9 protein-coding genes are annotated in these 13514 nt (G+C 69.0%); 1 reads left to right on the top strand and 8 read right to left on the bottom strand.

Annotated elements, in window-relative coordinates:
• Nucleotides 1-85 precede the first annotated feature (85 nt).
• From DIE02_RS18435 to DIE02_RS18405, 7 genes are all read right to left on the bottom strand, one after another.
• Entirely contained in the window at nucleotides 86-1210 is a 1125-nt protein-coding gene (locus DIE02_RS18435) for an FAD-dependent monooxygenase (protein ID WP_124529619.1), read from the bottom strand.
• 161 nt (nucleotides 1211-1371) lie between these two features.
• Nucleotides 1372-2517 (bottom strand): amidohydrolase family protein, encoded by a 1146-nt coding sequence (locus DIE02_RS18430; RefSeq protein ID WP_124529617.1) that lies wholly within the window; start codon nucleotides 2515-2517, stop codon nucleotides 1372-1374.
• Between the two features lie 29 nt (nucleotides 2518-2546).
• A complete protein-coding gene (actP, locus tag DIE02_RS18425; protein ID WP_124529615.1) occupies nucleotides 2547-4193 on the bottom strand; it encodes a cation/acetate symporter ActP in 1647 nt (548 codons plus the stop codon).
• Nucleotides 4190-4549, bottom strand: a complete 360-nt coding sequence (locus DIE02_RS18420) for a DUF485 domain-containing protein (RefSeq protein WP_124529613.1) — start codon at nucleotides 4547-4549, stop codon at nucleotides 4190-4192. Before DIE02_RS18420 ends, actP begins: the two co-directional genes overlap by 4 nt.
• Before the next feature lie 94 nt (nucleotides 4550-4643).
• Nucleotides 4644-5870 (bottom strand): FAD binding domain-containing protein, encoded by a 1227-nt coding sequence (locus tag DIE02_RS18415; protein ID WP_044847112.1) that lies wholly within the window; start codon nucleotides 5868-5870, stop codon nucleotides 4644-4646.
• 1 nt (nucleotide 5871) lies between these two features.
• Nucleotides 5872-6354, bottom strand: a complete 483-nt coding sequence (locus tag DIE02_RS18410) for a VOC family protein (protein WP_124529611.1) — start codon at nucleotides 6352-6354, stop codon at nucleotides 5872-5874.
• A gap of 134 nt (nucleotides 6355-6488) precedes the next feature.
• Entirely contained in the window at nucleotides 6489-6761 is a 273-nt protein-coding gene (locus DIE02_RS18405; protein ID WP_124521100.1) for a ubiquitin carboxyl-terminal hydrolase 14, read from the bottom strand.
• Nucleotides 6762-6967: 206 nt separating this feature from the next.
• Here DIE02_RS18405 and DIE02_RS18400 point away from each other — a divergent pair, with 206 nt between their 5' ends.
• Nucleotides 6968-8239, top strand: coding sequence for an NAD(P)/FAD-dependent oxidoreductase (locus tag DIE02_RS18400; RefSeq protein ID WP_124529609.1), 1272 nt, complete (start codon nucleotides 6968-6970; stop codon nucleotides 8237-8239).
• Nucleotides 8240-8279: 40 nt separating this feature from the next.
• On the opposite strand, the gene DIE02_RS18395 is transcribed toward DIE02_RS18400, so the two are convergent.
• Nucleotides 8280-13364, bottom strand: a complete 5085-nt coding sequence (locus DIE02_RS18395; RefSeq protein ID WP_124529607.1) for an ATP-binding sensor histidine kinase — start codon at nucleotides 13362-13364, stop codon at nucleotides 8280-8282.
• Between the last annotated feature and the right edge of the window lie 150 nt (nucleotides 13365-13514).

Below are 13514 nucleotides of genomic sequence, written 5' to 3'. Positions count from 1 at the left end.
GGGTTCCGTCGAAGAACGCGGCCGCCGATGCCACAACGTCAGGATAACGAAGCAGAAAGGGAACACGGAACATCATGCAATGACCTCAGCGCGGCGAGCCGAGGCCGAACGATGCGGCGAGTTGCGGCCCTTTCTCGAGCAACGCGGTCACTTCCTCGCGCCGCCGCGCCGACCATTGCGCGAGCCGCTCGACGACATCGGACGCGTCGGCCGGCAGCGCTTGCGCGAGCGACACGGCATCGCCCGCCGCCTTCGATGTGCCGGATGCCGTGTGCGGGCGCACGGTGCAGGCCGCATCGCCGACCAGTGCGACGCGACCGTCGGCGAAGGCGGGGCTCAGCACGTCGAAGATCGCCTGGTTGAATGGCGCGCGTGTCGCGAGCACCAGCTGCGACAGCGATGCCGGCAAGCGCTCTTGCGCCAGTTGCCGCAGCGACGCAACGGTCTCGTCGGCAAGCATGCCGGGGTGCACGGACGCATGATGGACGTTGCCGTTCCGGTCGGTCAGGTGGCGGCGCAGCGCGGCGCGATCGGCTTCGTTGCGATACCACAGCCAGTTGAAGCGGCGCGTGCCCGGCACGAGCGAGCCGTCGAGCGCCGGAATCAGGAACGCCATGAACAGTTCGCCCGGCGCCTTGTGAAGCGTCATGTTCTCGATCAGCGGCGCGATCGCGGCGGGCTCGAAGCCGGCTTCGTCGACGATGCCGCGCCACGCGAGGTAGCCGGCAAACGACGGCGCATGGCCGGGAAACAGGCGCGTGCGCAGGCTCGAGCCCGCGCCGTCGGCGGCGATCAGCACGTCCGCGCGGATGCGTTCGTCGCCCAGGTGCACGTCGACCCCGCCGGCATCCTGCTCGAAGCCGCTGACCGCGCGGCCATAGCGGATGCGTCCGCGCGGCAGCGTGTCGCACAGCGACCGGTAGACGGCGTCCCACGACGAGAACGGCAGCATTTCGGGTTCGTCCCGCGTGACGCTGCCGTCGCGCTCGATCCAGCGACGCCGACGCGTCGGCACGCTGATCATCTGCCGGCAATGACGGCCATGCTGTTCGAGAAACGCCATCATGCGGCGCAGCACGGCCACGCCGCCGCCCTGGCCGCGCAGCGGAGACGGCGCGCGCTCGTAGACCGTCACGTCGTGCCCGATGCAATCGAGCGTCAGCGCGGCCGCGAGACCGGCGATCGAGCCGCCGGCAATGGCTATCTTCATCGTGCGTGGTTCCTTGTTAGAGAAGCGGCATGGTGGTCCGGCCGCGCGGCGACGTTTGCCGTGCCGTGCCGACGGCTCGCCGGATGATGGCATGTCGGCCGGCGGGCTGCGCCGATCGTGCAAGCGTCGTCGCGCGAACGCGACATGGCGGCCCGATCGCGCTAGATCCGCAGCAGCTTTCCCGCATTGCCGCCGAGTATCAGCGCGCGCTGGGCCGCGCTCAGGTCGAGCCGGTCGAGAAAGCGGACCGGTTGTTCGTAACCCATGTCGAAGCAGTAGTCGCTGCCGAGCACGAGCCGGTCGATGCCGACGTTCGCGATCAGGAAGTCCAGCACCGGCCCGGAGTGGGACACCGTGTCGTAGCTGAAGCGCCGCAGATAGCTGCTGGGCTTCTGCGCGAGCCGGCGCGTTTCGGGGCGCACGGTCCAGCCCGCGTCGAGGCGCCCCGCGACGATCGGCAACGCGCCGCCGGCATGCGGCAGCGTAAAGTGCAGGTCCGGATGGCGATCGAGCACGCCACCGAGGATCAGGTGCGCGGCCGCGATCGCCGTGTCGAACGGATTGCCGAGCAGGTTGCTCAGATAGAAGTCACCGAGCCGTGCGCCGCCGACCGTTTGCTGCGGATGCAGGAACACCGGCAGGTTCAGTTGCGCGATGCGCGCGAAGACGGGTGCGAACAGCGGGTCGTCGAGATCGCGATTGTCGATGTTGGTGCCCATGTACACGCCGCGCACGCCCGGCAGCTGCGCGGCGCGCTCGAGTTCGTCGATCGCGTCGGTCGCGTTCAGCATCGGCAGCGTCGCGAGTACGACGAAGCGCGTCGGATGCCGCTCGTAGACGCGCGACGCGGCCGAGTTCCAGTCGCGCGCGAGCTTCGCATTGAACGGCCGGTCGGCCCAGTACGCCATCGGCACGCTGAGCGACAGCGCCTGGACGTCGACGCCGGACGCATCCATGTCCGTGAGCCGGGCATCGACGTCGATGAACTTCATCGGCAGCGGGCCGAGGCCGCCGGCGGGCGTGCGGAACGTGAACGACGCGTCGTCGCACGTGAACGACCCGCCGAAGCGCTTGCCTTCGCCGCCGACCAGATTGCAGAAGCTTTCCGGGTAGTAGTGCGCGTGGATGTCGATCGCGCGCGGCCGCTGCAGCGGCGCGGTGGCCGATGCGGCCGGCGTGCTCGCGGTTGCGGCAGCCGGTGCCGAACGGCCGGCCAAGGCCGTGCCGGCGAGCGCGGCGAACGTGCCGAGCAGGCGTCGCCGGGCCGGCGACGGGCAGCAGGTGCAGGTCAACGTGGGATGTCTCATGAGGATGTCGGCTCTTCGAATCGTGCGGCTCAGCCGCGTTGTGTGGTGCCCGTTGTGGTGCCCATTTCGCACGCGACGAGCTGGGTGTCGAACTGCGCACGCTCATGTCGCGCGCGGGCCGAGCGATCGGTGACGGAGAACAGGACGACGCCGGCGAACGCCGCCGCCATCGAGAACAGTGCCGGGTATTCGTACGGATAGACCGCATGCGCATGACCGAGCACCGTCACCCACACGGTCGGGCTCAGCACCGTGAGCGTGACGGCGGTGGCGAGCCCGAGCAGGCCGCCGAGCACCGCGCCGCGCGTCGTGAGCCCGCGCCAGTAGATCGAGAGCAGCAGCACCGGAAAGTTCGAGCTCGCCGCGATCGAGAACGTGAGGCTGACGATGAACGCGATGTTCTGCTTCTCGAACGCGATGCCGAGCAGGATCGCGAGCACGCCGAGCACCACGGTCGTCGCGCGCGCCACGCGCATTTCCTCCTGGTCGGATGCGCGTCCGCGGCGCAGCACGTTCGCGTAGAGATCGTGCGAGATCGCCGACGAGCCCGCGAGCGTGAGTCCGGCGACCACGGCGAGGATGGTCGAGAACGCGACCGCGCAGATGAAGCCGAGGAACACGTTGCCGCCGACCGCGTGCGCGAGGTGGATCGCCACCATGTTCGCGCCGCCCGTCACGGCGCCGGACGCGTCGTGGTAGTGCGGGTCCGGCGCGACGAGCGCGATGGTGCCGAAGCCGATGATCACGATCAGCACGTAGCCGACGCCGACGATGCCGGTCGCATGGAGGATGCTCTTGCGGGCAGCCTTGACGTCGCCGACCGTGAAGAAGCGCATCAGGATGTGCGGCAGGCCCGCCGTGCCGAAGATCAGCGCCAGGCCGAGCGACACGGCCGAGACCGGATCGGAGACCAGGCCGCCCGGACGCAGGATCGCCGCATGCTTCGGATGCACGCTGACTGCCTGCGCGAACAGCGCGTCGAGGCTGAACCCGAAGCGGCTCAGCACCATGAACGCCATGAACGCCGCGCCGGCGAGCAGCAGCACGGCCTTGATGATCTGGATCCAGGTGGTCGCGAGCATCCCGCCGAAGAATACGTAGACGACCATCAGCACGCCGACGACGAGCACCGCGACCGTGTAGTCGAGACCGAACAGCAGCTCGACGAGCTTGCCCGCGCCGACCATCTGCGACACGAGATACAGCAGCACGATGACGATCGAGCTCGACGCCGCGAACGCGCGGATCGGCCGTTGCCGCAGGCGATAGGACACGACGTCGGCGAGCGTGTACTTGCCGAGGTTGCGCAGCGGCTCGGCGATCAGGAACAGGATGATCGGCCAGCTCGCGAGAAAGCCGACCGAATAGATCAGGCCGTCGTAGCCGCTCGTGAACACCAGCGCGGAAATGCCGAGCAGGGATGCCGCGGACATGTAGTCGCCGGCGATCGCCCAGCCGTTCTGGAACGCGGTGATCCGGCCGCCGGCCGCATAGTGGTCGGCCACGCTGTGGTTCTTGCGCGCGGCCCAGCGCGTGATGACGAGCGTCGATGCGACGAACAGCAGGAACATGCCGATCGCGACCGGGTTGTGCCCGTGTGCGATCGCCGCGGGGCCGGCCGCGAACGCCGGTGCCGTGCCGGCGGCGACGATCGCGGCGAGGAGCAGGCGTTTCATGGCGTGTCTCCGTGACGAAGGGACGCGACGAGCGCGTCGTGGACCGAATTGGCCTGGAATACGTATAGCGCGACGAGCGCGAACGTGACGACGAACATGCCGAAGCCGACCGGGATGCCCCACGGCGTCGGCCTGCCCGGCACGATCGGCTGGCCGAGCAGCGCCGGCGAAAACGCGAGCGTGAGGATGAACGCGAAATAGAGGGTGAGCATGACGAGCGTCAGCGACCAGGCGAGCAGCCTTCTGCGCCTGACGAGCGTGCGAAAACGGGCATCGCGCAGCAGCGGATGGGCGGCCTGCGCCGGCGAGTCATGCGCGGGCGCGGTGCCGGCGGTGGCTGGAAGCGGGTGGTTCACGGTGTCTCCTCGATGGATCGAATGTCGCGGCCGGGTGTCGGGCGTCGCGCGTCTCGTGCGCGGCGCCCGCCCGTGCCCGGCTCGGAAATGCGGCTCAGAAATGCGGCGGCACCGCGGTTTCCCGCATCACGACTTCCGGCGTGCGATAGCGCTCGGCCATTTCGCGCTCGGTGTCGTTTTTCAGTTGCGCCTGCATGTACGCGCCGAGATGGCGCGCGTGCTGCACGATCGCGACGCCGAAGGCGGTGCGCGTCTCGCTGTATTCGCACAGTGCGTCGAGCGTGTCGGCGCGCGTGGCGAGCGACGCGACGAGCGCGAGCGCATCGCCGGCCGCCTTCGTGACGCCCATTCCGCAGTGCGGCCGCGCGACGAACGCGGCATCGCCGAGCAGCGCGATCCGGCCGAACGCCATGCGCGGCACTTCGAGGTCGTAGATCGGCTGGAACAGCGGCTGCGTCGCGCGTGCGACGACTTCCGCGAACTGCGGCGCGAGCAGCGCGTGGGCCGCGTCCTCGAGATCGGCGAGGACGTCGCGCCGGATCAGCGTCGGCGGAATGCCGCCGGCCCACAGCTTGCCGGTCTCGTCGGTCAGCAGGTTCGGCAGGTCGGTGTCTTCGCGCGTCGCGCGATACCAGACGAAGTTGTAGCGGCGCTCGCCGGGTTGCGTGCTGTTGCCCTGGCCGGCGACCGGGTAGCCGAGGATCTGTTCGTGCGGCGGCAAGCCGAACGCGAACTTGTCGAACAGGCTCGCGTGGGTCGCTTCCGACAGCGCGGCTTCGTCGACCAGCCCGCGCCATGCGACATAGCCCGCGTATTGCAACTGCGCGTCCGGCAGCAGCCGCTCGCGAATCGCGGAGCGGAACCCGTCGGCGGCAATGACGAGATCGGCATGCACGACCGAGCCGTCGGACAGCGTGATAGACGCGTGCTCCGGCCCGTCCGCGACGTCGGTCACGACGGCGCCCGCGTGATAGTGCTGATCGGGCAGCGCCGCACGCAGCACGTGGTACATCTTGCTCCACGCGGTGAGCGTCTGCGGCAAGCGCCGTTCCGATTCCACGGCGCCGTCCTGCGACAGCGTGATGCGCGACTCGACCTTGACGCCGATCGACGCGTCGATGCGCACGCCCGCGGCGAGCATCACGTCGAACAGTTCCGGATGCGTGACGATGCCGGCACCACGGCCCGACAGCGCCTCGGGCACCCGCTCGTAGACGTCCACGTCCCAGCCGTTGCGCAGCAGGAGGTTGGCGGCGAACAGCCCGCCCAGCGAGCCGCCGACGATGGCGGCCTTGCGTTTGCTTGCAGTGATGTTGTTCATGTCAGTCTCCGGTGGATGCGCCGGCCGATGCGGCCGCGTCGGGAAGCGCGAGGCCCTCGACCTCGGCGGCAGGGAAGTTGAGTTCGATCGTCACGCCGGACGGATCCTCGATGAAGACCTGGTGCAGACCGAGGCTGGGCACCGTGCGGTCGCGCCACGGGATGTTCTCGGCGCGCAGCGTGCGCCACGTCGCCTCGACGCCGGTCGCGAGGAACGCGATGTGGTCGACGGTGCCGGTGCCGGCGGCCGGCAGCGCCTTGTCGCCGAGATAGGCGGCAAGGCCGTCCGGATTGGACGGATCGACGCCGATGATGTGCACGGTGCCGTAATCGGCTTCGTCGCCGCCCTTGTAGAGCCATGCGCCGGGAAAGTCGAACGGCGGACGATAGCCGCGTTTGAAGCCGAGCACGCGTTCATAGAACCGGCACGATTTCTCGAGATCGAGCGTGCGGATCGAGTAGTGCGCAAGTCTGGATACAGGCATGGGACACCTCGTGTTTATCAGTCGATAAGTTATCGTTCGATAAATTCTAGTGGAAAAGATCGGCAGGACAAAGCCGCGATCGAGCGGTGTTTACCCGCAGTGGAAATGGGTGCCGGATGCCGGCGCGCGATGCGCTACGACGCGATTTCGCCGGCCATGACTTCGTCCGCGTAGCACCATACCCAGCGCTCGCCCGGCTCGATCGAACGGGCGAGCGGATGGCCGGTTTCGTGGAAATGCCGGCTCGCGTGGCGATTCGGCGACGAGTCGCAACAACCGACTTGCCCGCAGCTCAGGCACAGGCGCAGATGCACCCACCGGCTGCCGGACTTCACGCATTCCTCGCAGTAGTCCTTGTCGGTGTGCAGGACGCGCGCTTCGCCGAGGTGACTGCAGGTGGTAGTCATCTGTCGCTCCGATGCCGGCGCCGCAGAGCGCTCGCAGCGCGGCCGGCACGAAGCTGCAAGCGGAGGCGGACAGGATTCATTGTGGACGGTCGTGGCGCGAGCTGACCTTAATTCTTATTAAACATCGCGGCGCGATGGCGACGACGACGTACAGTCGCAAGTGCGGCCGGGGTGCAATGTCGCGGTGCGGTCGCCGGGAGGGCTTCATGACGCAGTCTCAGCATGTCAAGGTAATCGGTTTGCCGAACAGCAAGGAAGCCTACGCAATTCGCGATTTCCTGAAGCGCGGCGTGGTCGAGTACGCGTGGTGCGAACTGACGTCCGACACCGACTGCGTGCGCGAGCTGGGCATCGCGCCGCTGCGCGATGTCCGGTTGCCGGTCGTCGTCTTTCCGGACGGTACGTGCATGTACCAGCCGACGCTGCCGGAGATCGCCGCCAAGCTCGGCTGGGTCGCGCGGCCGCGCTTCATCGAGTATGACCTGTCGATCTACGGTGCCGGCCCGGCGGGCCTGTCGGCTGCCGTCTACGCGGCATCGGAAGGGTTGCGGGCCGTCGTGATCGAGCGCGATGCGGTCGGCGGACAGGCGGGGACGAGTTCGCTGATCGAGAACTACATGGGATTCCCGGACGGCATACCGGGCGCCGAGCTGGCCGAGCGTGCGCGCCAGCAGGCGGTCAAGTTCGGCGTCGAGCTGCTGATGATGCGCGAGGGCGTGCATGCGACGTTCGTCGACGGCAAGATTCGCGTCGACCTGGCCGACGGCTCGATTCTGACCGCGCGCGCGAATATCTGCGCGACCGGCATCGAATACCGCAGCCTCGGTCTGCCGGACGAACAGCGCTTTCTCAACGCGGGCCTGTTCTATGGCGCGGGATCGAGCGAGGCGCCGATGTGCGAGGGCAAGCACGTGTTCATCGTCGGCGGCGGAAATTCGGCCGGGCAGGCGGTGATGAACTTCGCACGGCACGCGCGTGAAGTCACGATGATCGTGCGCGGCGCATCGCTCGCGGCAACGCTGTCGCGCTACCTGATCGACCGGATCGAGCGCATGCCGAACGTGACCGTCCGCTACGGCACGACCGTCGACGCGTTGCAGGGCGACGGCCGGCTCGAGGCGATCGTGCTGCGCACGGAAGACGGTGCGCGGGAAGTGCTGCCGGCCACGCACCTGTTCGTCTGCATCGGTGGTGCGCCGAACACCGAATGGGCGAGGGACACGAACATCATTCGGAACGAGAGCGGCTACCTGGTCACGGGCAGCGACCTCTACGACTGTCCTGCATTCGGGCGCGTGTGGCCGCTCGAGCGCCGGCCCTACTATCTCGAAACGAGCGTGCCGGGTTCGTTCGCGGCGGGCGACGTCCGGTCGGGCTCGGTCAAGCGGGTGGCGTCGGCGGTCGGCGAAGGGGCGATGGCCGTGACCTTCGTCCACCGCTTCCTGAGCGAGGACGCGCAACGGCAGGGCGCAGCCTGAGCCGTGCGGCGCCGGCGCCGCGATGCGTTGGCCGCCGGTATCAGCCGCGCGTCGACACCGGCAACCGGAACGTCATCACGGTACCGTGCCCGTCGCGTGGCGCGGCGTCGAGCGTGCCGCCATGCGCCTCGATGATCGAGCGGCAGATCGCGAGTCCCATCCCCATGCCGTGCGATTTCGTCGTGAAGAACGGATCGAAGATCCGGTTGGCGATGTCCGCAGCGATGCCGGCGCCGCGATCGGCGATGCGGACGACCGCATGGCCGTCGCTGACCTGCGACGCGATTTCGAGTTCGCGCGGCGCGACGAGTCCGTCCATCGCGTCGAGTGCATTGGTGACGAGATTGAGGATCACCTGCTGGATCTGGGTGCGGTCGGCCATCGCGCGCACGCCGTCGCAGTGCAGGTCGACGCGCAGCACCACCTGCTTCGCGTCGATTTCCGTCTCGGTGAGACGCAGCATGTCGCGAATCAGGTCGTCGATCGCGACCGGCGCCAGCGCGGGCGGCGTTTGGCGCGCGAGCGATCGCAACGCGCGGACGATGTCGGCCGCGCGCACGCCGGATGCACGGATGTCGTCCAGGCTCGCGAGCGCCTCGCCGAGATCGGGTTGCGGGCCGCGCAACCAGCGCATGCCCGCGCCGGCGCTCGACACGATGCTCGTCAGCGGCTGATTGATCTCGTGCGCGATCGATGCGGCGAGTTCGCCCATCACCGTCATGTGCGCGGTGCGCGCGAGCTCGGTGCGCGCGTGCCGCAGCGCGGCCTCGGTCTCGACCCGGCGCGCGTTCTCGTCGATCAGTTCCGCGTAGAGCCGCGCGGATTCGAGCGCGTTGGCGGCCTGCGGCGCGAGCACTTCCAGCATCGCGATGCGCCGCGGCGAGAACACGCCGTTGCTCAGTGCATTCTCGAGATAAAGCACGCCGACCAGCGCGCCCTGTTTCAACAGCGGCAGGCAGAACAGCGAGCGCGTCGGGTGCGCGCGCAGGCTGTCGACGTGATCGGGCACGCCGTCGCGCTGCGCATTCGCGAGCACGATCGGCTTTCGCGTGCGCGCGACGGTGTTCAGGATCGACAGCGGCACATCCTGTTCGGTGGGTTCGCTGCGGGCGATATCGACGATCACGTCGCTGCCTGCGATGCGCGCCACCGCCTCGATGGTCAGCCGGTCGTGCCGGGTGAGCAGCAGCAGGCCATGGCGCGCGCCGGCATACACGAGCATGTTGCGCATCAGCGTCTGGATCAGGCGCTCGAGCACGATTTCTTCGGATAACGAATTGGCGGCGCGCATCGCGAGCGCGAAATCGAGATCCTCGCGCGCGGGCGCGGCCGGGCCGCCCGGCGACGGATCCATCACGAGGAACGGATGCTGCGCTTCCATCGCCTGCGTCTTGCCGGTCGCGCCCCAACGCCGGTAGCACGCATGGGCGAGCCGCAACTGATGACGGGCCTGGCCGGCGAGCCCGAGCGACGCGGCATGCTGCGCGGCCCGCTCGTGCGCGAGCGCCTGTTCGTGCACGAAGCCGTGTTCCGCCGCGAGGCTGGCCGACGTTTCGTACTGCTGCATCGCGACCACGTGCTCGCCGCGCACGCGCGCGAACTCGGCATCGATCAGCGCGAGCTTGTTGAGAAACGTTCCGGGATTTCGCTCGCTCCACACCGCGAAGCGGGCGCGCTGGGGCGCGAAGCGTTCGAGCATGCGTTCGGGCGGCGTTGCGCCGTCGTCGCATGCGATCCCGGCCAGCACGCTGAACAGGTGGAAATCGGCAAGCATGATGTGCGCGGGCGTCGACCATGCACTCGACGCGGCCGCATCGAGCGATGCGCGCGCCGTCGCGGCGTCGCCGAAGATGAAGGCCGCCTGGCCGGCGAGCACGTCGGTCCAGAACGCCAGGACCGACATCGGGGTCCGGGATGACGCACGGGCACGCCAGCTGCCGATCAGCCGGTCCTGGCCGAACTGCAGCGCATCGATGAATTCGGATTGTGTGGAGACGAGGTCGGTGATGTCGTCGTAGTGCGCGCCACGCGCGATCTCCAGCAGCGGGTCGATTTCGGCGCGGATCGCGGGCAGCGCCTCGCCCATCGACAACAGATCGCTGACGATGTGATTGCAGCTGTAGCACATCCATCGCAGCTCGGCGCTCGCATTGCCCGCGGCTTTCGCATCGCGTGCGCGTTCGAGTGCGTAGGACAGCGGCTGGGTCCAGACGCTCACCTGGTCGAGCGCGATCAGCGTGGCGGAGCGATAGCGCTCGAAGCCGTGGCGATCGACCAGCGCGAGCGCGACCTTGGCGAATTCGAAGCCGTCTTCATACGCGCCGTGGTGCTCCGCGATGCTCACGCCGTACCACGCGAGCCCCTGCACCGACGCGGCGGTGACGCCGTGGCGCAGCGTCAGCCGCACCATCGTCGCGAAATGCAGCAGCATCAACCCGCCGCTCGGATAGAACATCGCGGCTTCGAGCGCGGTCAGCAGTGCCATCGTGGCTTCCACGCGCGTGTCGGTCATCACGGGCAGGTCGACCAGGTCGGCGATGGCGCGGCCGTCGAGCGCCGCGCGCACCGCATCGCAGGCCGCCGCGAGATCGGCCTCGACCGGCTCGGCGGGCAGTTCGACGCCGAGCAGCGCCAGCCCGGCCAGCGCGACGTCGATCGCTTGCCGGTAGTGCGACTCCACCGTGAGCTGGGCGGCCTTCAGCCGATGCGCCTCGGCGCGGTCGGCGGGCGTGCGCGTACGTGCCATGAGCGTGTCGATCGCGTCGGACGCCTGTGCGGTTTCGCCGGTCGCGAGCAGCAGGCCGCTGCGCAGGATGCCGATCCGGCTGGCGAGGCCGTAGTGTTGCGACCAGGCATGCGGGCCGAGCAGCGATTGCGCCGACGCAAGAAACGACAACGCACGATCGCGCGCGGCGGCCGTGGCCGCGGCCTCCGCGGCGTCGGCGAGCGCACCCGCGTATGCGAGCGCGAGCGTGTCGTCGAGCGGCACGCCTTGCGCCAGTTCGATCTGGGCGGCGAGCGCCAGCAAGGAGTCGGGTGACGGCGGGTTCGCGCGCGCGAGCATCGCGGCGGCGATCCGGGCGTGGCGCAGCGCGCGCTCCGGGCGCCCCGTGAGTGCGTAGACGGCCTCGAGGATGCGGTCGTGAGCGAAGCGCCAGCGGTCGCCGGAGAGCGACACGAGACCCATCCGGCGCGCCGGGTCCAGCCAGAAGCGGAGTTCGGCCAGCGTTTTGTCGGCGGCCGCGCGCAACAGCGCTTCGTCGATGTCGATGCCGATACAGGCCATCAGCGCCAGCAGCGTTCTCGTTTCGTGCGGCAAGCGCTGCATCCGGACCGCGAGCAGGCTCACGACGTTCTCGGTCTCGTGGCGCGCCTCGATGTCGTCCGCATTCCATTGCCACGCTTGCCGCACCGGATCGTAGCCGAGCAGCTGCTCGTCGATCAGCGTGCGCAGCAGCTGCTGGATGTAGAACGGATTGCCGCCCGTCCTGCGATGAACGATGTCGCCGAGCCCGGACAAGCGGGCCGGCGCCTCGCCGAGCATGCCGGCGAGCATCCGCGTGACGTCGGGCGTATCGAGCGGTGCCAGCGTCAGCGACGCGACGCGGGCGCGATCGAGCTGCTCGCGCAGGTGCCGGAACGCCGGCGCGTCGTCATGCGGCGGCCCGCTTCGATAGCTGGCGACGATGCAGACATGGGCCGGCGGATCGAGCGCGATCGATGCGAGGAACGCGAGCGTCGCTTCGTCGGCCCACTGGATGTCGTCCAGTGTCATGACGAGCGGCTCGCCCGGCGCCGCGAACGCGCGGAATGCATTCACGACGATCTGGCACAGATGGAATTCGGGAATCGCATCGGTAGGGTCGAACGCGACGGGCTCGACGTCGAGCAGCCACCCGGTTTCCGGGAAGATCGCCGCAAGAAGACTGGCCTGCCGACCCACGCAGTCGCGCAGCCGCGCGGCGATCGCCGCGATTTCGTCGTCGCGCCTCGCCAGCGCACTGCCGAACAGCGTGCGCAGCGCCTGCAGCACGGGCGCATACGGCCGCGCGGGCTGGAACCGGTCGACCGTGGCCGACGCGAACCAGGCGGTGCGCGACGCGGCGCGCGCATGACGCACGAAGTGTTCGGCGAGCGCGGTCTTGCCGACGCCGGCCGGTCCGCCGACCAGCACGAGGGCCGACTCGCCGGTGCGCGTGACGCTCTCCAGGATCCCCTCGAGCAGATGAATTTCCACGTCTCGGCCGACCGGCAGGTCGAGCGTGTGCAGACCGGCGAACGGATCGCAGCCGCCGAGCGCGAAGGGCTCGACGCGCCCCGCGGCGAGCCAGTCGTGCAGGATCCGTTCGAGATCGTGCTGCACCGCTTCACAGGACGGGTAGCGATCGGCGGGTTCCTTGGCGATCAGCTTCAGGATCAGATCGTTCAGGATGGCGGGCACGTCGCCGCGAAACGCCGTGGGCGGCGACGGTTTGATCGCGACGTGCGCGTGGACCCAGTCGGACGTCGACGCGGCCTTGTAAGGCATCGCGCCCGTCAGCAGGCGGAACAGCGTGATGCCGAACGCGTACAGGTCGGCGCGCTCGTCGACGCACGCGCCTGCCGAGACTTCCGGCGCGGCGTACGCGGCGAAATCCGTGCGCATCGTGCGGTCCGCCGCCTGTTTCGTCGCGCGCTCCCGGGCATGGGCGAACGAGCGGAGCATGACGGTGCCGTCCGCTGCGATGACGAAACTGGTCGGCTGGAGATCGCCGTGCAGCCAGCCGCGCCGATGCAGTTCCCCGAGCGTGCGGGCGGCGCCGATCGCCGTTTCGAGAAAGGCGTCGAGCGGCAGCCGGACGTCGGTCAGCGTGTCGAACGCACGCACGTCCAGGCGCGGATGAACGAGCACCGGGCCGTCGGCCGCGCGGATCAGCGCCACCGGCAAGAGCGCCCAGGCCGGGTCCAGGATCCCGTTCAACGCATGTTCCTGCTCGAACTGCCGGCAGCGCTGGTCGAATTCCCAGCCGGTCTGGCACGCCGGCCACACGCGCCCCGTCGCGCGGTCGGTCAGGTCGAAGGTCAGGACGTCGCCCGAGCGCACCACGTTCGACAGGCGGGCACGCGCGAGCCATTCGGCATCCATTCGGTTCGTGTCGTCCGGGTTACGCAAGGGCTGATTCACGGTGGGGCGGCGGGCTGGGTGGAGGAGGTGGAAGCGGCTCGCGATGCGGGATCGGCCGGGCTCGGTCGCGCGCGTTCGGGCCGCGACCCGTGCATTGTCCGACAGCCCGCG

The sequence above is a fragment of the Burkholderia sp. Bp8991 genome, from assembly GCF_003853795.1.
In the GTDB taxonomy this organism is placed as follows: Bacteria; Pseudomonadota; Gammaproteobacteria; order Burkholderiales; family Burkholderiaceae; genus Burkholderia.
The sequence above is the reverse complement of the archived record's forward strand: the minus strand, read 5'-3'. Positions and strand labels throughout refer to the sequence as shown.

Coding starts and splice junctions, on each gene's coding strand:
- DIE02_RS18415 (WP_044847112.1), bottom strand. CDS start 5,870: ATGAACAACATCACTGCAAGCAAACGCAAGGCCGCCATCGTCGGCGGC.
- DIE02_RS18405 (WP_124521100.1), bottom strand. CDS start 6,761: ATGACTACCACCTGCAGTCACCTCGGCGAAGCGCGCGTCCTGCACACC.
- actP (WP_124529615.1), bottom strand. CDS start 4,193: ATGAAACGCCTGCTCCTCGCCGCGATCGTCGCCGCCGGCACGGCACCG.
- DIE02_RS18400 (WP_124529609.1), top strand. CDS start 6,968: ATGACGCAGTCTCAGCATGTCAAGGTAATCGGTTTGCCGAACAGCAAG.
- DIE02_RS18435 (WP_124529619.1), bottom strand. CDS start 1,210: ATGAAGATAGCCATTGCCGGCGGCTCGATCGCCGGTCTCGCGGCCGCG.
- DIE02_RS18430 (WP_124529617.1), bottom strand. CDS start 2,517: ATGAGACATCCCACGTTGACCTGCACCTGCTGCCCGTCGCCGGCCCGG.
- DIE02_RS18410 (WP_124529611.1), bottom strand. CDS start 6,354: ATGCCTGTATCCAGACTTGCGCACTACTCGATCCGCACGCTCGATCTC.
- DIE02_RS18395 (WP_124529607.1), bottom strand. CDS start 13,364: ATGGATGCCGAATGGCTCGCGCGTGCCCGCCTGTCGAACGTGGTGCGC.